The following is a 24,485-nucleotide window of genomic DNA, read 5'->3' as shown; positions in this document are numbered from 1 at the left end:
CGTCCCGCCGCACACGGGCCGTTGTCGTACCCACCCTCTACCCTCACGAGTGATGGCACAGGTGTGGAAATGTTCGGGGCTGCGCTGGCCGGCGGAGGGTCCGGTGCTGCTGTGGGACGGCGGGCGGCGCAGTGCGCTGCCCTGGGGGAAGCGGGTCGCCTTCGCGGTGCCGGAAGGGGGCGTGCGCACATGTGTGGGGGCGCGGGGGCACGCCTGTCCGGTGGGGGCCGAGGTGCCGGGGCGGAGCACGGGGGCCCGGTGCGAGGAGTGCGCGCGGCTGGACCGGGCGCACTCCGTCGCCGCCGACACCATCGCGGACGACCCGCGGCCGTACCGCGTGTATCTGGCGTGGTTCGGACCGGGGATGGTGAAGGTCGGCATCACCGCCCTTGAACGCGGCCCGGCCCGGCTGCTCGAACAGGGCGCCGTCTGCTTCAGCTGGCTCGGCACCGGCCCGCTGATGGCCGCGCGGCGTACCGAGGAGCTGCTGCGGGCCGCGCTGCGGGTACCGGACCGCGTCCCGTACGCGGAGAAGCGGGCGGTGCGGTCGGCGCTGCCGGGGACGGAGGCGGAGCGCGCCGCCGAGGTGCGGGAGCTGCACGCGCGGGCCGTCGCGCTCACCGGCTGGCCGGAGTCCCTCCGTCCCGAGCCCTGCGAGGTCACCGACTGCGTAAGGGCTTTCGGGCTGAAGGGCGCCCCGGCGGCGTTCGGCCAGGTCGTGGAGTTGGTGCCGGGCGGGTCCGTGCGCGGTGAGCTGGTCGCGGCCGCCGGTCCGGACCTCCATCTCGCGGTCGGCGGACGCAAAGTGGTCGTCCTGGACACCCGGCTGATGACCGGCTGGGAACTGGTGCCGCCGGAGTCGGCGGCGGCCGAATGCACCTTCCCGGTAAGGGAGTTCAGGAGGGTGCCGGACGGGCTGTTCTGACCCGGGGGACCGCTGAGAGGTTGCTGTGCGTTTCTCAGAGAAAACACAGACTCCGGAAAGCGTCTTCTCAGAGGGTGCCGACAGGGTGACCAGCATGACCACGACCTCGCCCCAGGGGCGCACCGAACTGCTGAGGCCGGACGGGAGCCCCGTCCGAGTGCTGGTGGTGGACGACGAGCTGTCGATCACCGAACTGCTGAGCATGGCCCTTCGTTACGAGGGCTGGCAGATCAGGAGCGCGGGGGACGGGCAGGGGGCCATCCAGACGGCCCGTCAGTTCCGGCCCGACGCCGTCGTGCTCGACATGATGCTGCCGGACATGGACGGGCTGTCCGTCCTCGGCCGACTGCGGCGTGAGCTGCCCGATGTGCCCGTCCTCTTCCTCACGGCCAAGGATGCGCTGGAGGACCGTATCGCCGGGCTGACCGCCGGCGGGGACGACTACGTCACCAAGCCGTTCAGCCTGGAGGAGGTCGTGGCACGGCTGCGGGGGCTCATCCGGCGATCCGGTGCCGCCGACCGGCGCTCGGAGTCCGTGCTCGTCGTGGGCGACCTGACGCTCGACGAGGACAGCCACGAGGTCTCGCGGGCCGGGGAGTCCATCCACCTCACCGCCACCGAGTTCGAACTGCTGCGCTTCCTCATGCGCAACCCACGGCGAGTCCTCAGCAAGGCGCAGATCCTGGACCGCGTGTGGTCGTACGACTTCGGCGGCCAGGCCAACGTGGTCGAGCTGTACATCTCGTATCTGCGAAGGAAGATCGACGCCGGGCGGGAGCCGATGATCCACACTCGGCGCGGGGCCGGTTACCTGATCAAGCCCGCCGTGTCATGAGCGGACGACGACGGCCGCGTCCGCGGAAGCGGCACGGGGGTCCCCTCGCTCGAGCGAAGCCGAGAGCAGGAGAGGGACGGCCGCGCACCCTGCGGACCCGGCTCGTCGTCGCGTCCGTGGTGCTGATCGCCGTGGTGTGCGCGGTGATCGGCACCGTGACCACGCTCGCGCTGCGCACCCATCTGTACGACCAGCTCGACGGCAAGGTCGGCGAGATGGCCATGCGCGCCGCGGGCGGCGGCCGTATGCAGAGCCCCGGCGGCACGGCACCGGGCGACCCCGGGGAACCCGGCTCCTCGGCCAGGACCACCACCACGCCGAGCGAGCGGATCGAACGCCTGCTCACCATCGGCCCGACGCAGCCCGGCACGGTCGCCGCGTACCTGCGCGGCGGATCGGTCGCCGGGGCGGCCAAGGCCGTGCAGCTGAACGACAGTTACCACGGGTTCCGGATGGGCACCGTCGCCCTCACCGCGGCGCAGCAGCGGGCGCTCGCCCAGGCGTCCAGGGACGGCCACCAGCACACGGTGGAGCTGCCGGGACTCGGGGACTACCGCGTCCAGTACAAGGAGAGCCCGGACGGTGACGCCTACTACGTCGCCCTGCCCACCGAGGACGTCGACGACACCACCGACACCCTGATCCTCGTCGAGGTCTGTGTCACCGTCGCGGGACTGCTCGCCGCCTCCCTCGCCGGCACGGTCATCGTCGGCGTCGCCACCCGCCCCCTCCGCAAGGTCGCCGCCACCGCCACCCGGGTCTCCGAACTCCCCCTGCACTCCGGCGAGGTGAACCTCAGCGAACGGGTCCCGGACGCGGAGTGCGACCCGCACACCGAGGTCGGCCAGGTCGGCGCCGCGCTCAACCGCATGCTCGACCACGTCCACGGCGCCCTGCACGCCCGGCAGCAGAGCGAGACGCGGGTCCGGCAGTTCGTGGCCGACGCCAGTCACGAACTGCGGACACCGCTCGCCTCCATCCGCGGTTACGCCGAGCTGACCCGGCGCGGGCGGGAACAGGTCGGTCCCGACACCCGGCACGCGCTGGGCCGTATCGAGTCCGAGGCGGGCCGGATGACCCTCCTCGTCGAGGACCTGCTGCTGCTCGCCCGGCTCGATGCCGGCCGCCCGCTCCAGTTCGAGCACACCGATCTGGTCCCGCTGGTCGTCGACACGGTCAGTGACTCCCGTGCGGCCGGCATGGACCACAACTGGCGGCTCGATCTGCCCGACGAACCGGCCCTGGTCTCGGCCGACGCGGCACGGATCCAGCAGGTGCTGGTCAATCTGCTGGGCAACGCCCGCAAACACACCCCACCCGGTACGACCGTCACCGCGCGCGTGCAGCGGCGCGGGCCATGGACGTGCGTCGACGTCGAGGACAACGGGCCGGGGATCGCGCCGGAGCTGTTGCCGCACGTCTTCGAGCGGTTCGCCCGCGGGGACTCCGCACGGTCCCGTGCGACCGGCTCCACGGGGCTCGGACTCGCCATCGTGCAGGCCGTGGCCGCCGCGCACGACGGTGCCGTGACCGTGGACAGCGTTCCCGGCCGCACCGTGTTCACCGTGCGTCTGCCCGCCCTCGCCCCGGCCGTCCCCCGGCCGGCGCCCGAGGGGGACCGGCAATCGCACTCACAGGCGCAGCACAGTGTCACCACATGGGTGCGACAGGGCGCTTGAGAAAAGTCGGTGCCATGCGAACCGACTCTTCTCCCGGCACCCTGCCGGCGCGGGAGCACCTCCCGGCCGCAGCCGCCGGAACGCCTGTCCTGGACGTAGTGATCCCCGTCCACAACGAGGAGAAGGACCTCCAGCCGTGCGTCCGCAGACTGCACGACCACCTCAGGCGCACCTTCCCGTACGCCTTCCGCATCACGATCGCGGACAACGCGTCCACGGACGCCACCGCGCCGGTGGCGGCGCGGCTGGCGGCGGAGCTGCCCGAGGTGACCAACTCCCGCCTGGAGCGCAAGGGACGGGGGCGGGCGCTGCGGACCGTCTGGTCGGCGTCGGACGCCCCGATCCTCGCGTACATGGACGTCGACCTGTCCACCGACCTCAACGCCCTGCTGCCGCTGGTGGCGCCGCTGATCTCCGGTCACTCCGACCTGGCGATCGGCTCCCGGCTGGCCCGCAGCTCCCGGGTGGTGCGCGGCCCCAAGCGTGAGTTCATCAGCCGGGCCTACAACCTGATCCTGCGCGGCTCCCTCCAGGCCCGTTTCTCGGACGCCCAGTGCGGCTTCAAGGCGATCCGGCGGGAGGTGGCGCAGGTGCTGCTGCCGCTGGTGGAGGACACCGGCTGGTTCTTCGACACCGAGATGCTGGTCCTCGCCGAGCGGGCGGGCCTGAGGATCCACGAGGTGCCGGTGGACTGGGTGGACGACCCGGACTCCACCGTGCACATCGTGAAGACGGCCACCGACGACCTCAAGGGCGTGTGGCGGGTCGGCAGGGCCCTGGCCACCGGCTCGCTGCCGCTGGACCGGCTGACCCGGCCGTTCGGTGACGACCCGCGCGACCGCGAGCTGACCGACGTGCCGGGGGGCCTGGCCCGCCAGCTGGTCGGTTTCTGCGTGGTCGGTGGCCTGTCCACCCTGTTCTACCTGCTGCTGTACAGCGTCTTCCGGCAGTTCAGCGGGGCACAGATCGCCAACGCGCTCGCGCTGCTGGTCTCGGCCGTGGCCAACACGGCCGCCAACCGCCGGCTCACCTTCGGGGTGCGCGGCCGGGGCGGGGCCGTCCGGCATCAGGCGCAGGGCCTGGTCGTCTTCGGTATCGGCCTCGCCCTGACCCGAACTGGCGGTGCTCATCTCCGCCAACCTCGCGGCGACCATCCTGCGGTTCCTGCTCTTCCGCGCCTGGGTCTTCCCGGACCGCAGCGAGACCGGCCCGTCCTCGGTGCACACCGCGCACACCCCGGCCCCGCCACCCCACGGCACTCCGGCCCACAACACCCCGGCCTGCAACACCCCGGCCCACGGCACCCTGGCCCACGGCACCCCGGCCCCGGCCCACCACCCCCCGGCCCCGCCGGCCCACGACCCGTCGGCTCCGTACGCCCCGCTCCCGCAGCGCCGGGTGTCGCACCAGGAGCCGTTCCAGACCACCCAGGTCCGCGCCGGTGACGGCGCGGACGGCAGCTGGAGGGACGCAACCGCGCGGCTACAGCGGGTGCGCCCTCACGACACCGACCCGGGGGACCCCCGATGACCACGCAGTACGACCCGCCGACCACACCGCAGGGCGGTACGGCCGTCTGGGGGCCGCCGTCCGCCGCGCCCCCGCGGGGTGCCGGAGCCGGTGAGCCGAGGCAGCCGTTCGTGCGCCGCCTGTGGCGTGGCCGGACCGAGGACCCCCGCTGGGTGCGCCCGGCCTTCCTCGGCCTGCTGGCCGCCACGCTGCTGCTCTACCTCTACGACCTGAGCGCCTCCGGCTACGCCAACTCCTTCTACTCGGCGGCCGTCCAGGCGGGCAGCCGGTCCTGGAAGGCGTTCTTCTTCGGTTCGCTCGACGCGGGCAACGCCATCACCGTCGACAAGCCGCCGGCCTCGCTGTGGCCGATGGAGCTGTCGGTCCGCGTCTTCGGCCTCAACTCGTGGGCGATCCTCGCGCCCGAGGTGCTGATGGGCGTGGCGACCGTCGCCGTCGTGCACGCCGGTGTGCGCCGCCGGTTCAGCCCCGCGGCCGGTCTGATCGCGGGTGCGGTGCTCGCGCTCACCCCGGTCGCGGCGCTGATGTTCCGGTTCAACAACCCGGACGCCATGCTGGCCCTGCTGATGTCGGTGGCCTGCTACCTCGTCGTCCGGGCCCTGGAGGACGGCCGTACGAAATGGCTGGTGTGGGCCGGCGCCGCGATCGGCTTCGCGTTCCTCGCCAAGACGCTCCAGGCGTTCCTGATCCTGCCGGCGCTGGCGCTCGTGTACGCGGTGTGCGCGCCGGTGCCGGTGCGCAAGCGCTGCGGGCAGCTGGCCGCGGCGACACTCGCGCTGGTCGTCTCGGGCGGCTGGTGGGTCGCGGTCGTCGAGCTGTGGCCGGCCTCCTCCCGCCCCTACATCGGCGGCTCGCAGAACAACAGCTTCCTGGAGCTGACCTTCGGCTACAACGGCCTCGGCCGCCTCAACGGCGAGGAGACCGGCAGCGTGGGCGGCGGTCGCGGCGGTGGTGGCGGCGGCATGTGGGGCGAGACCGGCTGGGACCGGATGTTCGGCTCCGAGGTAGGCGGCCAGATCTCCTGGCTGCTGCCCTCCGCGCTGATCCTGCTCGTCGCCGGCCTGGTGGCGACGCGCAGGCTGAAGCGGACGTCCGTCACCCGCGCCTCGTTCCTGGTGTGGGGCGGCTCGCTGCTGATGACCATGGTGGTCTTCAGCTACATGGCGGGCATCTTCCACCAGTACTACACGGTGGCCCTCGCCCCCTACCTCGCGGCCGTCACCGGCATGGGCGCCGCGCTGCTGTGGGAGAAGCGGCGCGAGCTGTGGGCGTCGATCACGCTCGCCGCGTCCGTGGTCGCGGCGGCGGCCTGGGGATACGTGCTGCTCGACCGGACGTCCGGCTATCTGCCCTGGCTGAGGTGGCTGGTCCTGATCGGCGGGCTGGCCGCCGCGTTCGGCCTGGTCTTCGCGGGCCGGATCTCCCGCCGGCTCGCCCTCGGGGCGGCGGCGGTGGGCCTGGTGGCCGCGCTGGCCGGACCGACGGCGTACACCCTGAGCACACTGCGGCAGGGCCACACCGGCTCGATCGTCACGGCCGGCCCGGCGGGCGCCGGCATGATGGGCGGCCGGGGCGGCGGCCCCGGCGGCGGCATGCGGGGCGGCTTCGGCGGCGGCACGCCGGGCCAGAACCAGCGGAACGGCAACGGCGGCACGCAGACGCAGCCGGGACAGCAGGGCCAGGGCGTCCCGGGCAACGGCGTCCCGGGCGGCGGTGGCCTCGGCGGCGGCACGCCGGGCGGGAACCAGCGGAACGGCAACGGCGGCACGCAGACGCAGCCGGGCCTGCCGGGCGGGCGGAACGGCAACGGCTTCCCCGGTGGTGGCCGGACGGGCGAGGGCGGGACGGGAGGCGCCGGCGGCCTCCTGAACGGTGCGAGCGTGTCGTCCGAGGCCAAGCGGCTGCTGGAGAAGAACGCCTCGGACTACACCTGGGTGGCCGCCTCCGTCGGCTCCCAGAACGCGGCCGGTTACCAGCTCGGCACGGGCGACCCGGTGATGGCGATCGGTGGGTTCAACGGCACCGACCCGTCCCCCACGCCGGCCCAGTTCAAGAAGTACGTCGAGGACGGAAGGATCCACTACTTCATCGCCGGCGGTGGCATGGGCGGCGGCGACAGCGGTACCGCCTCGCGGATCAGCGCATGGGTGCAGAGCACCTTCACGAAGGTGACGGTGGGATCGGCCACGTTCTACGACCTCACACAGCGGAAGAGCGGCTGACCGAACACACGTGTTGTACACCGTATAGTCACCACTATACGGTGTACGTCATGTCCGCTTCCCAAGGCCATCCCCGGCGCTGGCTGATACTCGGCGTCATATGTCTCGCGCAGCTCACCGTGCTGCTCGACAACACCGTCCTGAACGTGGCCATCCCCTCGCTCACCCGTGAACTGCACGCGGCCACCTCGGACATCCAGTGGATGATCAACGCCTACTCCCTGGTGCAGTCCGGCCTGCTGCTCACCGCGGGCAGCGCCGCCGACCGCTACGGCCGTAAGAAGATGCTGGTGGCGGGGCTCGCCCTGTTCGGCAGCGGCTCCCTGGTGGCGGGCCTCGCGGGCACGACCGCCCAACTCATCGCCGCGCGGGCGGGGATGGGCATCGGCGGCGCGCTGCTGCTGACCACCACGCTGGCCGTGGCGATGCAGATCTTCGCCCCCGAGGAGCAGCCGAAGGCGATCGGCATCTGGAGCGCGGTCAACGCGCTGGGCTTCGCCGGCGGCCCGCTGATCGGCGGCTTCGTACTGGGTCACTTCCGGTGGGGCGCGATCTTCCTGATCAACATCCCCGTCGCGGCGCTGGCCCTGGCCGCGGTGGCGGTGCTCGTGCCCGAGTCCAAGAACCCGCGGGGCGACCGCCCGGACCTGCTCGGCGCGCTGCTGTCCACCATCGGCCTGGCCTCGCTCGTCTACGCGATCATCTCCGGCCCCGGTCACGGCTGGACGTCGGCGCGTGTGCTCGTCACGGCGGCCGTGGCGGTGCTGGTGCTGAGCGCCTTCGCCCGGTGGGAGGGCCGGATCGACGAGCCGATGCTCGACCTCCACTTCTTCCGGGACCGGCGGTTCACGGGCGCCGTCGCCGGGGCCGTGCTCATCACGTTCGGCATGGGCGGGGCGCTCTTCCTGCTGACGCAGCACCTTCAGTTCGTGCTCGGGTATGGCCCGCTGGAGGCCGGCCTGCGGACCGCTCCGCTGGCGCTGACGGTGGTGGCGCTCAACTTCACGGGTGTTTCGGCCAAGTGGTCGGCCCGGCTGGGTACGCCGATGTCGATCGGGCTCGGCATGACGCTGATGGCGGCGGGTCTGGTGGCCATCGCCGAGGTCGACACCGCCGGCTACACCGGAACGCTGCTGGGTCTGCTGCTGATCGGCGCGGGGTGCGCGGTCGCGAACCCGGCGATGGCGCACGCCGTCATGAGCGCGATTCCTCCGGAGAAGGCCGGGGTCGGGTCCGGTGTCAACGGCACCCTCGCCGAATTCGGCAACGGTCTCGGGGTCGCCGTCCTGGGCGCCGTGCTCAGCTCTTCCGTGGCCTCGGGGCACTCCGTGTCGGCCGGCCTGGGGGCCGGGCAACTGGTGGGCGCGGTGGCCGTGCTGGCCGGCGGAATCGCGGCAGCGGCGCTGTTGCGGCGGGCGGAGCGGGTGGCCGCCTGACGGCTCGCGGGGTATGGGTATCCGTGCGGTCGCGGTCTCGTCGTGGCTTCACGCGCCCACGCGGCGGTGGCCACGCTCCCGCGCCCCCTTAGGTTGGGACAGTGAGCGGAGACAGAAAGGTGCGTCGGTGACGAAGGCAGCGGGTCGGTCGGCGCGGGACAGTGTGTGGCGGGAGGGCAAGGCCCGCCGCGGCGGGCGCGGTGGACAGCCCTCCGGGCTCGACCGGGAGCGGATCACCGAGGCGTCCGTGCGGCTGCTGGACGCCGAGGGGCTCGCCAAGTTCTCCATGCGCCGGCTGGCCGCCGAGCTGAACGTCACCGCGATGTCCCTGTACTGGTACGTGGACACCAAGGACGACCTGCTCGAACTCGCCCTGGACGCCACCTATGCCGAGCTGCGGCTGCCCGACCCGGAGAACACGGACGAGGACTGGCGGGAGCAGCTGCGGGGACTGGCCACGGCGCACCGGGCACAGCTGGTGCGCCACCCCTGGCTGTCGCCGCTGGCCGGGCGCTACCTCAACATCGGCCCGAACTCGCTCGCCTTCTCCCATGTGGTCCAGCAGGTCATCCGCCGGACGGGGCTGCCCGCGCACGGGGTGACCGGGGCGATCTCGGCCGTCTTCCAGTTCGTGTACGGCTACGGCACGATCGAGGGTCACTTCCTCGCCCGGACCGCGGACACCGGGCTCAGCCCGGACGAGTACTTCGCCGAGGCCATGACCATGGTGGACGAGGTGCCGGGGACCGCCGAGGTCATGAGGGAGTCCAAGGACCTCATGGCGGCCCGCGGCGGTGACACGGTCGCGGAGATGCTGGAACGCGACTTCACCTTCGCCCTGGACCTGCTGGTCGCCGGCATCGAGGCGATGGTCGCCCGCGGCTGACCACGCCTCGGCGCCGGGAAGGTGCTGATCAGTCGTCCGGGGCCAGCCGGGCCGGGAAGCCGCCCGTGGCCACGGGCCCCCACCGCTCCGGTGTCACCCGGATGATCGACTTGCCCTGCTCGACCATCGCCCGCCGGTACTCGTCCCAGTCAGGGTGCTCGCCGGCGATGTTGCGGTAGTACTCGACCAGGGGGGCCACGGAATCCGGGGCGTGGATGACCTCGGCGGTGCCGTCGATCTGCACCCAGGGCCCGTTCCACTCGTCGCTCAGCACCAGCAGGCTCACCCGCGGGTCGCGCACCGCGTTGCGGGTCTTGGCGCGTTCGGGGTAGGTGGAGACGACGATCCGGCCGGAGTCGTCGACCCCGCAGGTCAGCGGTGATGCCTGCGGGCCGCCGTCGGCACGGCGGGTGATGAGCAGGGCACGGTGCCGGGGCCGTACGAAGTCCAGCAGCTCGTCCAGCGATACCCGGGTGTTGGTCGCGATGTTCGGTGCCATGAGGTCAGCCTAGGGGCAGCGGATGCCCCTGTGGCTGACCCTGTCGTGCCTACGCCTGGGGCAGCGAGTGGCCCTGCACCGCCTGGATGTCCAGCTCCACCTTCAGCGTCGTGCCGATGGCCGCGATGCCCGCCTGGAGAACCTGGTTGTAGTTCATCGCGAAGTCGTCGCGGTGCAGTTCGGCGGTGGCCCGGAACGCGGCCCTCGTCCCGCCCCACGGGTCCGCGCCGGTGCCGAGGTAGGCCAGGTCCAGGTCCACCGGTCGTACGACGCCGTGCATGGACAGCTCACCGTGCACCCGCCAGCGGTCGGAGCCGGCGGCGGTCAGCCCCGTGGAGCTGTACGTGATCTCCGGGTGCCGCTCGACGTCGAGGAAGTCCCCGGACTTCAGATGCGTGTCGCGCATGCCGTTGCCCGTGTCGATCGACGCCGCCCGGATCACCGCCTCGACCCGGGACTTGGTGACGTCGTCGGGCGCGATCTCGATCGTGCCGCCGAACTCCGTGAACCGGCCGTGCACGCTGGAGATACCCAGGTGCTGGGCGACCGCGGCGACGGAGGAGTGCGCCGGGTCGATGGTCCAGGGTCCGGGCGGCGGCAGCTCGGCGCCGCCCTGCCGGGCCAGCGTGACCGTGCCGACCTCGGCCCGGCCGCTCGCGGTGACGATCGCGCTGGACGCGGCGGGCGCGTACCCGACCGCCGTCACGATCACGGTGTACGCCCCCGGAAGCAGCTCCGTGGCATCCCGTACGGCCCCCTCGGCGTCCGCCTCGGCGCGCAGCACCTGCGTACCGGTCATGTCGGTCACCGTGACGACCGCGTGCGACACGGCCCACCCGTCCCGGGTACGGATCTTCGCGGTCAGTCCCATCCCGTTTTCTCCCTGCAAAAGCTCAAAAATTGGTCGTATGAGACCGGCCCGTGGCGGGCGCACCCTCCGCTCAGGGCGCGCGCCGCCACGGGCCGGGGCCCGGATTACTCGCCGGGGTGGGCGAGTTCGATGTCGTGGCCGTCCACGCCGGTGCCGTGCACGGTCAGCGCGGTGGCCACCGGCGGGTAGCCGGTCGCGATGACGGTGTACTCGCCGCCGTCCAGGTCGGTGAAGGCGTACGCCCCGTCCGTACCGGTGGTGGCGGTGCCGACCACGTTGCCGGCCTGGTCGACCAGGGTCACCCGGGCGTCGGCCAGCAGACCATGCGGGGACCGGACGACACCCTGGAGCCGGGCACCGGCGTCCAGGTCCACCTCGACGCGGGTGACGCCGGTGGCGCCGACCTCGACCGGCAGGGCGCGCGGCCGGAACCCGCTCGCGTTGACCGCGACGGTCACCGTGCCCGGCACCAGGTCGGTGAGGGCGAAGTCGCCCTGCTCCCCGGTGGCGGCGGTGGCCAGCAGGTCACCGCGCACATCGGTGACGATGACCATCGCGTCCTTGACCGGCAGCGCGCTCCCGGCCGCCCGGACGACACCGGTCAGCCCGCTGGTGCCGCTGAGCAGGATGTCGTACGACAGCGGTTCCTCGCCGACGACGATGGTGGACGCCTGCGGCTGGTAGCCGTCGGCGGAGGCGATCAGCACGTACGAACCGGTGCCGGGGGCGTGCAGCGCGTAGGAACCGTCGGCCTGGGCGACCGAGCGGCCCAGCTGGCGGCCGGACAGCGAGATCAGCGTGACCGCGGCCTGCGGGACCGGGGCGCTCTCGGCGCCGCGGACGAAGCCGTGCACCGGGGTGCCGCCGAAGGTGTCGGGCTCCGCCACCGTGGCGACGGCGGTCATCGGCCGGGTGGCCGTGGCGGTGGCCGTGCCGGTGTCGGACACCGGGGCGGCGGCGACGGCGGCCGGTATCTGCTCGGCGGCCGGGGCCTGGGCCTCGGCGACGACGGGAGCGGCGGCCGGGTCGGCCATGGGGGCCTCACCCTCGGCGCTCTGCGCGAGCGCGCCCTTGGTCCGCAACGGAACCTCCTTGATGAACAGCGTGATCAGGAAGGCGAGGGCCGCGAGGCAGCCGGCGATGAAGAAGACGTCCGCGATGCCGTGGCCGTAGGCGCTCTCCATCAGCGTCCGGATCGGGGCCGGCAGCGTGTCCATGTCCGGGATGCTGTCGGTGGAGCCGGAGCCCCCGGCCAGCGCCGCCTGGTACTTGGGGCTGAGGTCGGCGACGCCGTCCTTGACGTAGTCGGTGATCTTGTGGGACATCACCGCGCCGAGCGCCGAGACGCCGACCGCACCACCGAGGGAGCGGAAGAAGGTCACCGTGGAACTGGCCGAGCCGAGGTCGGAAGGCGCCACCTGGTTCTGCGTGGCGAGGACCAGGTTCTGCATCATCATGCCGATGCCGAGACCCAGCAGGGCCATGTAGATGGCCATCTTCCAGTAGTCCGTGTCGTACCGGATGCCGCCGAGCAGCAGCAGGCCGGCCGTCACCAGCACGCCACCGCTGACCAGCCACGCCTTCCAGCGGCCGGTGCGGGTGATGAACTGACCCGAGACGGTCGAGGAGATGAACAGACCGCCGATCATCGGGATGGTCATGACGCCCGACATGGTGGGCGACTTGTCGCGGGCCAGCTGGAAGTACTGGCTGAAGAAGACGGTGCCGGAGAACATCGCGATGCCGACGAACAGCGAGGCGAGGGACGCCAGCGTGATCGTGCGGTTGCGGAACAGGCGCAGCGGGATGATCGGCTCGCTCGCCTTCGACTCGACGAGCACGAACAGCAGGCCGAGGACGATCGAACCGCCGACCATCGCGTAGGTCTGCCAGGACAGCCAGTCGTACTTGTCGCCGGCGAAGGTCACCCAGACCAGGAGCAGGGAGACGGCGGCCGCGATGAGGGTGGCGCCGCCCCAGTCGACCTTGACGTCCCGCTTGACCACGGGCAGGTGCAGGGTCTTCTGCAGCACGATCAGCGCGATGATCGCGAAGGGGACACCGACGTAGAAGCACCAGCGCCAGCCCAGCCAGGAGGTGTCGGTGATGACACCGCCGAGCAGCGGGCCGCCGACGGTGGCGACGGCGAACGTGGCGCCCAGGTAGCCGGAGTAGCGGCCACGCTCGCGCGGGGAGATCATCGCCGCCATGACGATCTGCGCCAGGGCGGACAGACCACCGACGCCGATGCCCTGGAACACCCGGAAGGTGATCAGCATGCCCGGGTTCTGCGACAGGCCGGCCGCCATCGAGGCGACCACGTAGATGACCAGGGCTATCTGGACGAGAGCCTTCTTGCTGTACAGGTCGGCGAGCTTGCCCCACAGGGGAGTGGCCGCGGTCATCGACAGCAGGGCGGCGGTGACCACCCAGGTGTAGGCGGACTGGCCGCCGCCGAGGTCACCGATGATGTGCGGCAGGGCGTTGGAGACGATCGTGGACGACAGGATCGCCACGAACATGCCGAGCAGCAGCCCGGACAGGGCCTCCATGATCTGCCGGTGCGTCATCGGGGCATCGCCGTGGGAGCCTCCCCCGTGCTTGGCGTGAGCCCGCACACCGGCTGGTGTGGTCGTTGCCATGGGCTTCCTTTTCTTACGTGCTTGCGGGTGTACGGGTGGTCTCTTCGACTACGGGTGCGGGCAGCCGGAGCGGGGCGGACCGGCAGTCGCCGAAGGACGCGCGCAGGCGCGACATCAGCCGGATCAGCTGGCCGACCTCTTCGTCGGTCCAGTCCGCCAGCCGCTCGGCGAGCAGATGCGTGGTCCGCCGCGACAGCTCGTCGAGCTGCTCCAGACCCTCGGGTGTCAGGCGCAGGATGCGTGAGCGCTTGTCCGCGGGGTCCGGGTGCCGCTCGATCCAGCCGCGTGCGGCGACGTGCGCGACATGCCGGCTGGTCACCGACATGTCCACGGCGAGCAGCTCCGCGAGCTTGCTCATGCGCATGTCGCCGTGGCGGCCGAGCAGGGTCAGCACGGCGGCCGAGCCGGCCGGGCAGTCGGGCGGCAGGATCCGTCCCATGTCCCGTTTCACGGCTCCGACGGCACTGAGCTGACGCGCCAGCTCTTCGAACTGCGCCTGCTCGGCCATCACACCTCCCGTATTCGTTGCTTGGGGCAACCATAAGACTGCTTGGTTGCTGAAGGTAAACAAGTCGGGGGGTGCCGACGCAAAAACTTGGCAAAGGCAAGTATTGCGAACGTAAATGTGCAGGTGAGGGTGGGTGACCTGTCCTGTTCGGCCCGGTGTCGTCCCCCCGGCCCCCAGGTTGGGCCGTCCGGGACCTCTTCGCTAAGGTCTCGGGGCATGGCTAACACCCAGGGCCCCCAGGGCAATTACGACCCCGCCGGCAGCACTCAGATGTTCCGCGCGTTCGTCGACGAGGCCCCCCAGGGGCGGCAGCAGCAGGCGGCGGCCCCCTCCGGCCCCCGGGTCGGGCTGATCATCGGGGTCCTCGTGGCGCTCGCCGTGGTGGCCGGCGTCGCCTGGCTCGCGCTGAAGTAGGGATCAGTTCGCGCTGAAGTAGGGATCAGTCCCACTCGACGGAGACGTCCCGCGTCTCGATGTGCATGCCGAGCGGCACCCGCCAGGCATCGACGCACACCGTCCACGCGGGACTCCTGCGCGCGCCCGGCGCGAGCGGCACGGGCAGCTCCACGGTCGACTCGACCGTCCCCCAGTCGATGCCGAGCGAGCCGATGATGTGCGTCCCGAACGTCACCTCGCCCGAACGCACGGCCGTGCCTCCCGAGTTGTGGAAGCCGACGGTCACCTGCTGGCACCAGCGCTGACCGGTGCCCTCGGTCGCCGGGGCGCCCCAGGACAGAGCGGCGGGCGTGGCAGGTGCCGTACGGCCCGGAGTCGGGCCGGGTGGGGTGGGCGGCGGTGTCGTACGACCGTCCTGGCCGCCGTCTGGTTCCGGGGCGCCCGGGCCGGGGTGCTCCGCGTTGTGGCCGGGCGTGTCCTGGGTGGACGGCTCCTGGGCGCCGGAGTGCCCGGGAGCGCGGGATCCCCCCGGGCGCGGCGCACTCACCGAGCTCGCCGGATCCACCGGACTCGACGGATCCGCCGGACTCGTCCCTTCCGCCGGACTCGGCGCGGAGCCGGCTCCGCGCGGGGCACTCCTGTGGGTGCCGCTTCCACGCGCTCCGTCGAGCGGTACCAGAGTCACCGACCCCGTGGGCGCCACGGCCGTCGGGCCGCCCTGACCCGCGCCGACCGCCGTGTAGCCGCCCGGGCCGCCGCCTCCGCACGCGGCCAGCACCCCGCCCAGACAGACGACGGCCGCCGACGCTGCCGTAACGGCGCCTCGGCGGCCACGCGTCCATGTCGCACGTGTCGCATGTGTCGCACGTGTCGTCCGGGTCGTCCCAGCGGCCCGGTCCGTCCCTGACTCCCGTGGCATCGGGGCAGTGTGGCTGACGATGCGTCAGAAGAGAAGGCTCCGGCCGGAGACCGTGGGGTCAGTCCGAGATCAGGCCGTCGCGCAGCTGGGCCAGGGTCCGGGTGAGCAGCCGGGAGACGTGCATCTGGGAGATGCCGACCTCCTCGCCGATCTGCGACTGGGTCATGTTGGCGAAGAAGCGCAGCATGATGATCTGCCGCTCCCGGGGCGGGAGTTTGGCCAGCAGGGGCTTGAGCGACTCGCGGTACTCCACGCCCTCCAGGGCCGTGTCCTCGTAGCCGAGACGGTCGGCCAGCGAGCCCTCGCCGCCGTCGTCCTCGGGGGCCGGGGAGTCGAGGGAGGAGGCGGTGTAGGCGTTGCCCACCGCGAGGCCGTCGACCACGTCCTCCTCGGAGACGCCGAGCACGGCCGCCAGCTCCGTCACCGTGGGGGAGCGGTCCAGCTTCTGGGACAGCTCGTCACTGGCCTTGGTGAGGGCCAGGCGCAGTTCCTGGAGCCGGCGCGGGACCCGCACGGACCAGGAGGTGTCACGGAAGAACCGCTTGATCTCGCCGACCACGGTGGGCATGGCGAATGTCGGGAACTCCACGCCCCGTTCGCAGTCGAACCGGTCGATCGCCTTGATCAGGCCGATGGTGCCGACCTGGACGATGTCCTCCATCGGCTCGTTGCGCGAGCGGAAACGCGCGGCCGCGTACCGGACCAGCGGAAGGTTCAGCTCGATCAGGGTGTCCCGGACGTAGGCCCGTTCGGGGCTGTCCTCGCCCAGCGCGGCCAGACGCAGGAACAGTGACCGGGACAGCGTGCGGGTGTCGAGGTTCGCCGTGGACTGCACGGGCGGGAGAGCTTCGGCGGCCGGCTCGGCGGCCGGGGACGGCACGGCTTCGAGGGCCGTGACGCCCTCGAAGCCGTCGAGGACGTCGAGAGCGTCGAGCTCCTTGGGCGCTGCCTCGCTCTTCGTGGGCGTCAGCACCTTCGAGCTGCCCTGGTCTGCGGACATGCCACCCCCTTTGGGTCGCGGGACGGTCGGGGCGGCGTCATCTTTCGAGCAACGCAGCCTTCACCTGAATACCGGAGCCGGAGCCACGGCAAACGCGCTTCCCGCAGAATGTCACATGTCGGCAACGCGCTGTACCGACATGTCGACACGTAAGATGCGAATCGCCCCTGGAAAGAAGGGGTCTGACGGATATTCGGGCCGTAACTGTCGGCATCCGCCCAGGTGAGCGATTCGCTCGCGCCGGTTACCGCTCGATCGGGTTTGCGATGCAGCGTTGTTCGGGCCGTGCTTCCGTGCGCCCGCTATGCATCGGCCGAACGCCCTGTGTGCTTCGGTCCGGCACTCGCAATGCCGGTGGACTATGCGTCGATCCGATTCGCGGAGCGCAGCCGCTGGAAGCTACGGGCGAGTAGTCGTGACACATGCATCTGGGAGACGCCGAGTTCCGCGCTGATCTGCGACTGGGTGAGATTGCTGTAGTAGCGCAGGAGAAGGATTCGCTGTTCTCGTTCGGGGAGTTGGACAAGGAGATGGCGGACCAGGTCGCGGTGTTCCACGCCGTCCAGGGCCGGGTCCTCGTAGCCGATCCGGTCCAGCAGGCCGGGCAGCCCGTCGCCCTCCTGGGCGGCCTCCAGCGAGGTGGCGTGGTAGGAGCGCCCCGCCTCGATGCAGCTGAGCACCTCCTCCTCGCTGATCCGCAGGCGTTCGGCGATCTCGGCGGTGGACGGCGAGCGGCCGTGGAGCGTGGTCAGGTCCTCGGTCGCGCTGTTGACCTGCACCCACAGCTCGTGCAGCCGGCGCGGGACGTGGACGGTGCGGACGTTGTCGCGGAAGTACCGCTTGATCTCGCCGACCACGGTGGGCATCGCGAAGGTCGGGAACTGCACGCCCCGGTCCGGGTCGAAACGGTCGATGGCGTTGATCAGGCCGATGGTGCCGACCTGGATGACGTCCTCCATCGGCTCGTTGCGGGAGCGGAAGCGGGCGGCGGCGTAGCGCACGAGCGGGAGGTTCGCCTCGATCAGCGCTCCCCGTACCCGGTGGTGCTCCGGCGTGCCCGGGGTGAGCTCCTTCAGTTCGGTGAACAGCACCTGGGTCAGGGCGCGGGTGTCCGCACCGCGGCGCTTCTCGGGGGCCGGCGGGGTCGGGGCTGCCGCCTCTTCCTGAGGCGGCGCAGTACTGGCCGACACGGTCAACGCCACCTCTTCGTCCGTCAATCATCCGTCAAAAGCGGTCATAGCATCACAAGACATGTGCACTGTGTGCAAGCACCGTATAACGCCGTGTTGTCGCCCAGTTTCGACAAGTTGGGGCGTATAAACGAACGAGAGCCCCCCACCGAACGGCGGGGGGCCACGGGGAGGGCGGGGGTCAGATCTCGTAGTCGGCGATCACCCAGGTGGCGAACTCGCGCCACTGGGCCACGCCCGCCTGGTGGGCCGGATGCTCCAGATAGCGCTTGAGGGCGTCGGTGTCCTCGACGGCCGAGTTGATCGCGAAGTCGTAGGCGATCGGCCGGTCGCTGATGTTCCAGGCGCACTCCCAGAAGCGCAGCTCCTCGATCTGGCCGTCGAGGGCCCGGAATGCCTCCACACCCGCCACGACCCGCGGATCGTCGCGCTCGACGCCCTCGTTGAGCTTGAAGAGAACCAGGTGGCGGATCATGGGGTGTACCTCAGCTCTTTCCTCCGTTGGCGGCCCACGTCATGAAGTCGCCGATGGCCCTGGCCGCGTCCGATATGCCCTCGAAGCCTATCTGGACGTAGTCGGCCGCCTTGGCCGGGTCCGTGATGATCACGTACAGCGCGAAGACCACGAGCACGTACACGGCGATCTTCTTGGCGTTCACCGTCACCGCGGCCTCCCCTGTACCCAGTGCCCCGAGGGCCCCCTGCTGCCGGCCGCGAGTGTAACCTCCGGGCCTTCCGGTGCGGCCAACGGCCCGTCAGTGCGGTGCCGTTATGCCGTGCCGAATCCGGGATGCGCGAAAGGCCCCGCCGACCGGCGGGGCCTTTCTGCAAGCGGTAGCGGAGGGATTTGAACCCTCGGTGACTTGCGCCACACTCGCTTTCGAGGTCTGTTCGCGCTGGTCAGAGGGCCATTCAGAGCCGTTCAACCTCGTTCATTCCTGCTTGCTCGCCCGCTGGGTGAACCGCTGCGGACGGCTCCGGACGAGGCTGAATGAGACGGAAACTGAGACGGAGCACAGTCCGGCTGACCTGCGCGTCTGCGCCCTAGGTGTCGGGCCGAGAGGCTTCCAGAGTTGCGATCACGGCTGCCGGGTCACCGTCATACAACAGGTGCGGTTCGTCTGCCTCCGGGGGGACGAACCGCGTGCGGTACCGCTGTAGGTCGCTCTCGGAGAAGTAGATCGAGTTGGGGTCGTTCGCGTGGAACTCGTTGCGCTTGCTGATCCTCGCCCACAGCTCGTCGTGGCTGGCCGCCAGGTAGACGAGCACGGGAGTCGCGCCGGCGTCCGTGGCGATCGCTCGCCATTTCGCCCGGTCCTCCGGCGTCCAAAAGCCGTGATCAACGACAACGTCGTGCCCGGCCTTGAGCTGCTCCCGCAGGTCGGCCGCCACATCTTCGAGGACGGGCTGCTCAAGGGTGGGGAAGACGCCCCTGGGGAAGTCCACGCCATACACGCCGTGCCGACGGAACATCTCTTCGTCCGGGCACAGTCGTATGAACCCACGGGCGGTGAGCGCGCGGGACAGAGTTGTCTTGCCGGAGCCGGGGAGTCCGGCCATAAGGACGCAGAACGGCGGATGTGGGGGCATCGGTCCCCTCATGGTTCGGGAGATGGCAGCCACCTCCGCTTCGGCTTCGGGCGTGATTGTGCCAGCCCTGCGAGCCGTAAGCAGTACCGCCAGATGGTCTTCAAGCACGCTCACGAGCGTGTCGTCCACGGCCGTCACGGCGCCACCTCCGATTCTGTGCGCCATGTCCGACCCGGACCGCCGAGGTCCACGCCGTACTCCACGATGTTGCCCTCGCTGTCCACGAACTTGGCTGTCATCACGACCACGGGGTCCGTCGGCGGGTTGTCGGGGTCCAGCTCCAGGAGTCGGGCGTACTCGGGCGTCAGCAGGCACGCGGAGGCGGTATCGACGCGGTGGCTGATCGGGTGACCGGTCGCCTGGGCAATGAGCTGAAGCGAGGTTCCCCCTGTCAGTCGCTCGCTCGCTGCAAGCTGAGGGATCAGCTTCCCGTACCGCGCGGGAATCCACGACGTGCTGTGAGCCACGATGCCGTGCCTGTCCCGGTACACGCGGCTACGGCGCACCACGTCGGAGCCTGGCTGAATGTCCAGCGCTTGCGCCACGTCATCGGGTGCGGGCACCACGGCCGCCTGGTGAGAGTCCGAGCGCTCGCCCGTCCCCCAGCTAGACCCGGTACGGCGGCCCCGGTCCTGCCGCTGCGCCCCGGACGACATCGGGGCCGGCTGGTCCAGTACTTCGGTACCGATGCCGTGGATGCCACGGACAAGCCCTTCGTTGCGCAGCTTGCGTAGGGCTTTCTCGGCTGTCGCCGTACTCACCTTCCACTCTTCCGAGAGGTTCTTGATGCTCGGCAAGAGGGCCCCTGGCTGTAGCTGGCCAGACGTAATCAGCTCCGTGTAGTGGGCGGCGATCCTCGCGTACGGCGCCCGATTGTCGGCCTGGCCTGCCATTTCGTCCGCTCCTTGTCGTGACTTCCCTGAGGTTCCCTAGCTTACCGCTTGACACCGCAGGGAACCCTAGGGAACCTTAGGGATGTGCCCGCCGGGCGGTTCGCCGGATGGCGGGGGCAGGACCTCAACGCGCTCTGAGTCATGGGCCGTTCGGGGTCAAGGGGCTCGGGACAGAGCGGGCCGAGGGCGCACCCGACCCTTGTCATTCGGGAGGGCTTAGACCGAAAGGTCACGTCTCCATACGCCTTTAGCGGGAGCCCGTGTTCCCAAAGGAGACATCTGTAGGACCACTGCCTACCGCAACGCTTTCGGGTGCTGCGGCCGGTTGCCTCCGCTGCTCGTCTCGTACGAGCAGCGCTGAGGGGAGCCGGACCATCCGACTTCAACGGCGCGCACCCCCGGGGGGCCACCCGGGGGTGCTGTTCGGGCCGTTCCTCGCTGGAAGGAACCACGACCCATGAACCACGTTGTCACACTTCAGGGCGCCATCACGGCGTTCGCCGACTTCATGGAGCCGACGGCTGCGGAGCTGGACGCGATCGAGCGGGAGATGCCCGTCATCCTCGCCGACGTCGAGCTGTTGGACGCGCAGATCATCACGCTGGACCGCACGCCGAACGAGGTGGACGCCCGCCGCATCCGCCGGGCCCGCCGCCGGGCGCTGGCCGCCCGCGTCGCGCTGGTCAACCGCGTGGCTGACCAGGCGGGGGGTGCGGCATGAGCGCCACAGAGCGAAACCTGATCGCGGCGCACGCCGAGGTGAAGGCGGAGATCGCGCGGACGGACAGCAAGACCGCGCTGCTGCTGGCGTTCGTCGGCGCGGTCTTCGCCGGAACGTGGTCGGTCGCCCGTGACCTGCCGCTGAACTGGCCCGCCATCCTCACGGGCGGTGCCGGTCTGGTCCTGCTGGTCGGTGCGGCCGGGCTGCTGCTGCGGTCGGTGCGCCCGAACCTGTCCGGCCGGCACGGCTTCCCCCTGTGGGCCACTCTCACCGCCGAACAGATCACCGCCGCCGTCACCTCGGACCTCGCGGCCGACGTCGCCGGACTGTCCCGGCTCGCGGTCGCCAAGTTCACGGGCCTGCGCCGCGCGGTCGACCTGACCATGACCGGCGGCGCCCTGCTCATCCTCGCCGCCCTGCTCACCGCCGGGGGTGCCCGATGACCCCCACGAAGTTGACCCGCGTACAGATCGGCGTCCTGGCCGCCGCGTTCGTGCCGATGCTCGCCACGGGCGTGGTCGGCGGTATCGGCACCTACAGCAACATCGGCCACGCCTACGGCAAGGGCACCGCCCTCGGTGCGCTCGCCGCTGGCGAGGGCGCAACCGCCGTACTCGCCCTGGTCCTGCTGGGCCTGACGATGCTGGGCCAGTCCTCGCCGCGCATCGTGCGCGCCGGGCTGTGGGCGCTGCCGGCCGCTGCCGCCGTCATGGGGGCGATGGCCGCGCCGGACCCGGGCCGCACGGTCGTCTACGCGCTCACCCCGATGGGCATGTCCGTCTCGGCCGAGGGCATGGCGTTCCTGGCGCGGCGGATCGTGGTGCACACCGACGGCCGCGACGCGGAACACGAGCGGCGCACCGCCGACATCGTGCAGGCCCTCGCCTACCACCGCGCCCGCGCCACCCAGCACCCCAGCGGATGGGTCAAGAAGTGGTCGGAGCGCAAGTCGTGGCGCCTGGCCCGCAAGGTCGGCGTCGGGGACGCGGCACTCGGATCGAGGCTGCTGGACGTCCAGCGCACCCGGATCACCGACGGTGCGGACGCGGCCCTCGCCTCGATGTTCGGCACCGCCACTTCGATCCCTGCCGTAGTCACGAATGCGGAGGAATCGACCGGAAGTAGTCGAGAACGGTCTACTTCTGACCTGTCCGGATCGAGCACGCCCACGGTCGTGCTGACGCGGCTTGTGGTGCCCGACCCGGCGCCGGTCGATCTCGGCAAGTCGAGTGGCGGCATGAAGCCGATGCGCGCCGCCGTCCCGGCGGTGAGGCCGGTCCCGATCGCCCCCGCGCCTGCCCGTTCGGTCCCGGCTACCTCGACCCCGCCGCGTCGGGCGACGGGGCGCGTCCCGGTCGCCGCCAAGTCGGCCCGCACTCGCCGCACGCCCGATCAGCTCATGGCAGAGGCGCGGAAGGCTACGGCCGGCCTCCCGGACGCCGAGGTGACCGGGGAGGGTATCCGCCGGGCCCTGCGCACCTCGCCCGCCAACGCCCGCAAGCTGCGTGACGCCCTGCTCGCCGAACGCGCCGCCACGGCGGTGACGCCGTGAGCACCCTCGCCGCACTCTTACCGGCCGTGCCCGCCCTCGGGTGGGCGGTACACGCCTGGTGGCTGCACGCACGGCTGACCACCGCCCGGCGTGACCCGCTCACCGGAGTGTGGACCCGGGAGGCGTTCACCCGGCGGGCCCGCCGCCTGCTGCGCGACCCGCGCGCCGTGGTCGTGCTCGCCGACGTCGACCACTTCAAGCAGATCAACGACACCCACGGCCACGCCGCAGGTGACCTGCTGCTCTCCACGGTTGCCGCCCGGCTCGCCCACGGCATGCCCGTCGGTGTCGTCGGGCGGTTGGGCGGGGATGAGTTCGCCGCCGTGGTCGTCGACCGCGACGGCACGGCCGCTGAGCGGCTGGACGTCCTCGCCCGCGTCCTTGCGCGGCCGGCCGACACCGCACCCGAGGTGCACACCACCGTGTCCCTCGGCTGGGTGCGGTCCGCCGACCACCCGGGTGAAAATCTGTCCGCGCTGCTGCGCCGCGCCGATGAGGCTATGTACGCGGCGAAGCGGTCAGGCCGCTCCGGGCCCCGGCGGGCCCGCCTGGGGCGGCTGCTGGAATCGGTCGCCGGGCGTCGTCCCGGGCGGCGCGGTGCGGCATGAGCACGCTGCCCGTTTACCGCTGGCGCCTGGCCCCGGACGGCTACGCCACCCGCCGCCAACTCCGGGCCCGGAACTTGCGGCCCGGAGGGCAGGACGTAGCGGCGCAGTTGGAGCGCCCCCGACGGCGGGGCCGCCCGCCGCTGGTCGCCTACCTGTACCGCATCGACCTAGCCAAGCCGGTCCGGCCGATGACCCCGGCCCGGCGGGCGGCCCTGGCCAAGGCCAACGCCGCCCGCCGCGTCTGCCCCCAGTGCCGCCGTGACGCGGGATACGTCATCCCGCCCTCACTCGGCATGTGCACCCCCTGTGCCTTCCCCGAACCCTCCCTTGCGCTGAGGAGTGCCTAGCTATGGGCAAGCCCGACACCCGCCGCCTGGACCGGGAGATCCGGCAGGCCAACCGCAAGCTCGAAGCGGTCCGCGAACGCGAGATGTGGCCGCTGACCAGCTCCGAACGCCGCGCGATCGTCACCGCCATGGCCGGCGGGGGCTACCGCGTCATGCGCGGACGCTCCACCAGCCGCGCGGAGGCCCGGTTGGAGAGCGCGTGGACGGGAGCCGAGACGCGGCTGATCGCGGAGATCACCGCCCTGCACACCGAGCGACAGCGCGTCGTCAACGAGGCCGCCGCCGCCAAGGCCGCCAAGAAGTCGTCGGGGTGGTGGTGAGCATGGCGCGCACCGCACGTAGGCCCGTCCTGGACGCGCACAGGTCTACGGCGACCAGTGGACCAACGACCGGCTCAAGGCACTGCTGGAGCAGCACGGCGAGGAGCCGAAGAAGTCGCACGGCGTCATGGTCGTCCACCGCGATCACGTCCTGCGCGCGCTCGCCAACCGCGACGCGGACGGTTCCGCTTCCGCCGCCGAGTAGCGGGGAGGCACCCTCGTCCGACCCGGGGAGGCGGGGAGAACTCCCCAACCCTCTCCCCGGACCACCTCCCCCACGGTGATCAGCGAAAACACCGTTTCGGGGAGGCGGGGAGCCTACCTGCCCAGACCCCCGAAACACCCCCTGCAGCGCACCCCCGAAGGGTGTGGGCCTGCCTCCCCCGACACGCCTCGAAAGGGATTCCGCATGTACCTCGAACCCACCCGCCACGCCCCCGCGACGCGGGCCGGCGACGTCCACCAACCCGTCCCGCTCGCGCCCGTGCCGGTCGTCCACCCGGGCCCGGTCGCGGCCGTGCAGCCGCACGCGGCGCCGGCCGTGGCGAGCATCGTCCTGCCCGACGGGCGCGTCATCACCGGCTACGCCATCAGCCCCATGCATCCCGAACCGATCGCGGCCAAGCCGCCCGTCTCCCGCGCGGCCGTCAACGTCGCCCTCGGGGGCGTCGGGTTCCTCGCCGTGTGCGGCGGACTGCTGCTGCTCACCACGTTCATCACCGCGCTCACCGCGCTCATCACCCAGCTCATCACCCTCGCCGCCGTCATCTTCGGCGGATGGATCGCCGTGCAGGTGTTCAGCACGAACGGCCACCGGGGCGGGACCACGGTCAACATCCGCAAAGCCGTCATCAAGCGCAACCACTTCCACGGCTAGCTACGCCAAGGGCGGCCCCCGCATCTCGCCAAAGAACCG

The 24,485-nt window shown here is 71.3% G+C and carries 25 protein-coding genes and 1 pseudogene; 15 read left to right on the top strand and 11 right to left on the bottom strand.

Translation table 11 applies throughout. The features are described from left to right. Positions 1–52: 52 nt before the first annotated feature. The 7 genes and pseudogenes from ACIGYR_RS26960 to ACIGYR_RS26930 all read left to right on the top strand — a co-directional run bounded on the left by ACIGYR_RS26960 (position 53) and on the right by ACIGYR_RS26930 (position 9,513). Positions 53–925 (top strand): DUF2797 domain-containing protein, encoded by an 873-nt coding sequence (locus ACIGYR_RS26960; protein WP_399603861.1) that lies wholly within the window; start codon positions 53–55, stop codon positions 923–925. 94 nt (positions 926–1,019) lie between these two features. Next, a complete protein-coding gene (locus ACIGYR_RS26955; RefSeq protein ID WP_399603864.1) occupies positions 1,020–1,760 on the top strand; it encodes a response regulator transcription factor in 741 nt (246 codons plus the stop codon). Next, positions 1,757–3,439 carry an ATP-binding protein gene (locus ACIGYR_RS26950; RefSeq protein ID WP_399603867.1) on the top strand — a complete coding sequence of 561 codons (1,683 nt, stop codon included), beginning with the start codon at positions 1,757–1,759 and terminating at the stop codon, positions 3,437–3,439. The genes ACIGYR_RS26955 and ACIGYR_RS26950 overlap by 4 nt, the downstream gene beginning before the upstream one ends. A gap of 14 nt (positions 3,440–3,453) precedes the next feature. After that, positions 3,454–4,969, top strand: a pseudogene (locus tag ACIGYR_RS26945) (glycosyltransferase). Then, positions 4,966–7,191, top strand: a complete 2,226-nt coding sequence (locus tag ACIGYR_RS26940) for an ArnT family glycosyltransferase (protein ID WP_399603869.1) — start codon at positions 4,966–4,968, stop codon at positions 7,189–7,191. Before ACIGYR_RS26945 ends, ACIGYR_RS26940 begins: the two are co-directional and overlap by 4 nt. A gap of 50 nt (positions 7,192–7,241) precedes the next feature. Then, positions 7,242–8,627 carry an MFS transporter gene (locus ACIGYR_RS26935; protein ID WP_399603871.1) on the top strand — a complete coding sequence of 462 codons (1,386 nt, stop codon included), beginning with the start codon at positions 7,242–7,244 and terminating at the stop codon, positions 8,625–8,627. A gap of 127 nt (positions 8,628–8,754) precedes the next feature. Next, a complete protein-coding gene (locus ACIGYR_RS26930; protein ID WP_399603874.1) occupies positions 8,755–9,513 on the top strand; it encodes a TetR/AcrR family transcriptional regulator in 759 nt (252 codons plus the stop codon). Positions 9,514–9,541: 28 nt separating this feature from the next. Here ACIGYR_RS26930 and ACIGYR_RS26925 read toward each other — a convergent pair whose 3' ends face one another. The 4 genes from ACIGYR_RS26925 to ACIGYR_RS26910 form a co-directional block, all read right to left on the bottom strand. Beyond that, positions 9,542–10,012, bottom strand: coding sequence for a PPOX class F420-dependent oxidoreductase (locus tag ACIGYR_RS26925; RefSeq protein WP_391845754.1), 471 nt, complete (start codon positions 10,010–10,012; stop codon positions 9,542–9,544). Between the two features lie 49 nt (positions 10,013–10,061). Next, entirely contained in the window at positions 10,062–10,883 is an 822-nt protein-coding gene (locus ACIGYR_RS26920; protein WP_399603877.1) for a YceI family protein, read from the bottom strand. A gap of 104 nt (positions 10,884–10,987) precedes the next feature. Next, a complete protein-coding gene (locus tag ACIGYR_RS26915; RefSeq protein WP_399603879.1) occupies positions 10,988–13,525 on the bottom strand; it encodes an MFS transporter in 2,538 nt (845 codons plus the stop codon). Between the two features lie 13 nt (positions 13,526–13,538). Further along, positions 13,539–14,033, bottom strand: coding sequence for a MarR family winged helix-turn-helix transcriptional regulator (locus tag ACIGYR_RS26910; protein WP_391845748.1), 495 nt, complete (start codon positions 14,031–14,033; stop codon positions 13,539–13,541). A gap of 216 nt (positions 14,034–14,249) precedes the next feature. On the opposite strand from ACIGYR_RS26910, the gene ACIGYR_RS26905 reads away from it, so the two are divergent. Beyond that, a complete protein-coding gene (locus tag ACIGYR_RS26905) occupies positions 14,250–14,447 on the top strand; it encodes a hypothetical protein (protein WP_391845746.1) in 198 nt (65 codons plus the stop codon). A gap of 25 nt (positions 14,448–14,472) precedes the next feature. Here the strand turns inward: ACIGYR_RS26905 and ACIGYR_RS26900 are convergent, their stop codons facing one another. The 7 genes from ACIGYR_RS26900 to ACIGYR_RS26870 form a co-directional block, all read right to left on the bottom strand. Further along, positions 14,473–14,976, bottom strand: coding sequence for a hypothetical protein (locus ACIGYR_RS26900; RefSeq protein WP_399603881.1), 504 nt, complete (start codon positions 14,974–14,976; stop codon positions 14,473–14,475). 430 nt (positions 14,977–15,406) lie between these two features. After that, positions 15,407–16,348 (bottom strand): RNA polymerase sigma factor SigF, encoded by a 942-nt coding sequence (locus ACIGYR_RS26895; RefSeq protein ID WP_391845742.1) that lies wholly within the window; start codon positions 16,346–16,348, stop codon positions 15,407–15,409. 359 nt (positions 16,349–16,707) lie between these two features. After that, a complete protein-coding gene (locus tag ACIGYR_RS26890) occupies positions 16,708–17,544 on the bottom strand; it encodes an RNA polymerase sigma factor SigF (protein ID WP_399604146.1) in 837 nt (278 codons plus the stop codon). Between the two features lie 175 nt (positions 17,545–17,719). Next, positions 17,720–18,013 carry a Dabb family protein gene (locus tag ACIGYR_RS26885; protein WP_391845740.1) on the bottom strand — a complete coding sequence of 98 codons (294 nt, stop codon included), beginning with the start codon at positions 18,011–18,013 and terminating at the stop codon, positions 17,720–17,722. A 10-nt stretch (positions 18,014–18,023) separates the two neighbouring features. Beyond that, positions 18,024–18,203 carry a hypothetical protein gene (locus ACIGYR_RS26880; protein ID WP_161289271.1) on the bottom strand — a complete coding sequence of 60 codons (180 nt, stop codon included), beginning with the start codon at positions 18,201–18,203 and terminating at the stop codon, positions 18,024–18,026. A gap of 379 nt (positions 18,204–18,582) precedes the next feature. Continuing rightward, positions 18,583–19,266 carry an AAA family ATPase gene (locus ACIGYR_RS26875; protein ID WP_399603885.1) on the bottom strand — a complete coding sequence of 228 codons (684 nt, stop codon included), beginning with the start codon at positions 19,264–19,266 and terminating at the stop codon, positions 18,583–18,585. Further along, entirely contained in the window at positions 19,263–20,021 is a 759-nt protein-coding gene (locus ACIGYR_RS26870; RefSeq protein ID WP_399603888.1) for a GntR family transcriptional regulator, read from the bottom strand. Before ACIGYR_RS26870 ends, ACIGYR_RS26875 begins: the two co-directional genes overlap by 4 nt. A gap of 457 nt (positions 20,022–20,478) precedes the next feature. Between ACIGYR_RS26870 and ACIGYR_RS26865 the strand changes: the two genes are divergently transcribed. The 7 genes from ACIGYR_RS26865 to ACIGYR_RS26835 all read left to right on the top strand — a co-directional run bounded on the left by ACIGYR_RS26865 (position 20,479) and on the right by ACIGYR_RS26835 (position 24,446). After that, positions 20,479–20,742, top strand: coding sequence for a DUF6284 family protein (locus ACIGYR_RS26865; RefSeq protein WP_399603891.1), 264 nt, complete (start codon positions 20,479–20,481; stop codon positions 20,740–20,742). After that, positions 20,739–21,185 (top strand): Pycsar system effector family protein, encoded by a 447-nt coding sequence (locus ACIGYR_RS26860; protein WP_399603893.1) that lies wholly within the window; start codon positions 20,739–20,741, stop codon positions 21,183–21,185. Before ACIGYR_RS26865 ends, ACIGYR_RS26860 begins: the two co-directional genes overlap by 4 nt. Next, the gene (locus ACIGYR_RS26855; RefSeq protein WP_399603896.1) at positions 21,182–22,294 is read left to right on the top strand and encodes a conjugal transfer protein; all 1,113 of its coding nucleotides are present in this window, start codon (positions 21,182–21,184) and stop codon (positions 22,292–22,294) included. The genes ACIGYR_RS26860 and ACIGYR_RS26855 overlap by 4 nt, the downstream gene beginning before the upstream one ends. Next, positions 22,291–22,902: a GGDEF domain-containing protein gene (locus ACIGYR_RS26850; protein ID WP_399603898.1), complete on the top strand. Its 612-nt coding sequence runs from the start codon at positions 22,291–22,293 to the stop codon at positions 22,900–22,902. Before ACIGYR_RS26855 ends, ACIGYR_RS26850 begins: the two co-directional genes overlap by 4 nt. Beyond that, complete coding sequence (locus ACIGYR_RS26845; RefSeq protein ID WP_399603901.1) at positions 22,899–23,249, top strand: RRQRL motif-containing zinc-binding protein; 351 nt, start codon at positions 22,899–22,901, stop codon at positions 23,247–23,249. The genes ACIGYR_RS26850 and ACIGYR_RS26845 overlap by 4 nt, the downstream gene beginning before the upstream one ends. 2 nt (positions 23,250–23,251) lie before the next feature. Then, on the top strand, positions 23,252–23,569 hold the full coding sequence (locus ACIGYR_RS26840) for a hypothetical protein (RefSeq protein WP_399603904.1): 318 nt from the start codon (positions 23,252–23,254) through the stop codon (positions 23,567–23,569). 409 nt (positions 23,570–23,978) lie between these two features. Then, a complete protein-coding gene (locus ACIGYR_RS26835) occupies positions 23,979–24,446 on the top strand; it encodes a hypothetical protein (RefSeq protein WP_399603907.1) in 468 nt (155 codons plus the stop codon). Positions 24,447–24,485 lie beyond the last annotated feature (39 nt).

This window comes from Streptomyces sp. NPDC053076 (genome assembly GCF_044546845.1).
In the GTDB taxonomy this organism is placed as follows: domain Bacteria; phylum Actinomycetota; class Actinomycetes; order Streptomycetales; family Streptomycetaceae; genus Streptomyces.
The sequence above is the reverse complement of the archived record's forward strand: the minus strand, read 5'-3'. Positions and strand labels throughout refer to the sequence as shown.

Excerpts from the sequence above, each read along its gene's own strand:
- ACIGYR_RS26910 (WP_391845748.1), bottom strand. The coding sequence starts at position 14,033 with ATGGCCGAGCAGGCGCAGTTCGAAGAGCTGGCGCGTCAGCTCAGTGCC.
- ACIGYR_RS26960 (WP_399603861.1), top strand. The coding sequence starts at position 53 with ATGGCACAGGTGTGGAAATGTTCGGGGCTGCGCTGGCCGGCGGAGGGT.
- ACIGYR_RS26860 (WP_399603893.1), top strand. The coding sequence starts at position 20,739 with ATGAGCGCCACAGAGCGAAACCTGATCGCGGCGCACGCCGAGGTGAAG.
- ACIGYR_RS26845 (WP_399603901.1), top strand. The coding sequence starts at position 22,899 with ATGAGCACGCTGCCCGTTTACCGCTGGCGCCTGGCCCCGGACGGCTAC.
- ACIGYR_RS26885 (WP_391845740.1), bottom strand. The coding sequence starts at position 18,013 with ATGATCCGCCACCTGGTTCTCTTCAAGCTCAACGAGGGCGTCGAGCGC.
- ACIGYR_RS26865 (WP_399603891.1), top strand. The coding sequence starts at position 20,479 with ATGAACCACGTTGTCACACTTCAGGGCGCCATCACGGCGTTCGCCGAC.
- ACIGYR_RS26940 (WP_399603869.1), top strand. The coding sequence starts at position 4,966 with ATGACCACGCAGTACGACCCGCCGACCACACCGCAGGGCGGTACGGCC.
- ACIGYR_RS26895 (WP_391845742.1), bottom strand. The coding sequence starts at position 16,348 with ATGTCCGCAGACCAGGGCAGCTCGAAGGTGCTGACGCCCACGAAGAGC.
- ACIGYR_RS26915 (WP_399603879.1), bottom strand. The coding sequence starts at position 13,525 with ATGGCAACGACCACACCAGCCGGTGTGCGGGCTCACGCCAAGCACGGG.
- ACIGYR_RS26905 (WP_391845746.1), top strand. The coding sequence starts at position 14,250 with ATGGCTAACACCCAGGGCCCCCAGGGCAATTACGACCCCGCCGGCAGC.
- ACIGYR_RS26935 (WP_399603871.1), top strand. The coding sequence starts at position 7,242 with ATGTCCGCTTCCCAAGGCCATCCCCGGCGCTGGCTGATACTCGGCGTC.
- ACIGYR_RS26835 (WP_399603907.1), top strand. The coding sequence starts at position 23,979 with ATGTACCTCGAACCCACCCGCCACGCCCCCGCGACGCGGGCCGGCGAC.
- ACIGYR_RS26855 (WP_399603896.1), top strand. The coding sequence starts at position 21,182 with ATGACCCCCACGAAGTTGACCCGCGTACAGATCGGCGTCCTGGCCGCC.
- ACIGYR_RS26955 (WP_399603864.1), top strand. The coding sequence starts at position 1,020 with ATGACCACGACCTCGCCCCAGGGGCGCACCGAACTGCTGAGGCCGGAC.
- ACIGYR_RS26840 (WP_399603904.1), top strand. The coding sequence starts at position 23,252 with ATGGGCAAGCCCGACACCCGCCGCCTGGACCGGGAGATCCGGCAGGCC.
- ACIGYR_RS26870 (WP_399603888.1), bottom strand. The coding sequence starts at position 20,021 with ATGGCAGGCCAGGCCGACAATCGGGCGCCGTACGCGAGGATCGCCGCC.
- ACIGYR_RS26950 (WP_399603867.1), top strand. The coding sequence starts at position 1,757 with ATGAGCGGACGACGACGGCCGCGTCCGCGGAAGCGGCACGGGGGTCCC.
- ACIGYR_RS26925 (WP_391845754.1), bottom strand. The coding sequence starts at position 10,012 with ATGGCACCGAACATCGCGACCAACACCCGGGTATCGCTGGACGAGCTG.
- ACIGYR_RS26920 (WP_399603877.1), bottom strand. The coding sequence starts at position 10,883 with ATGGGACTGACCGCGAAGATCCGTACCCGGGACGGGTGGGCCGTGTCG.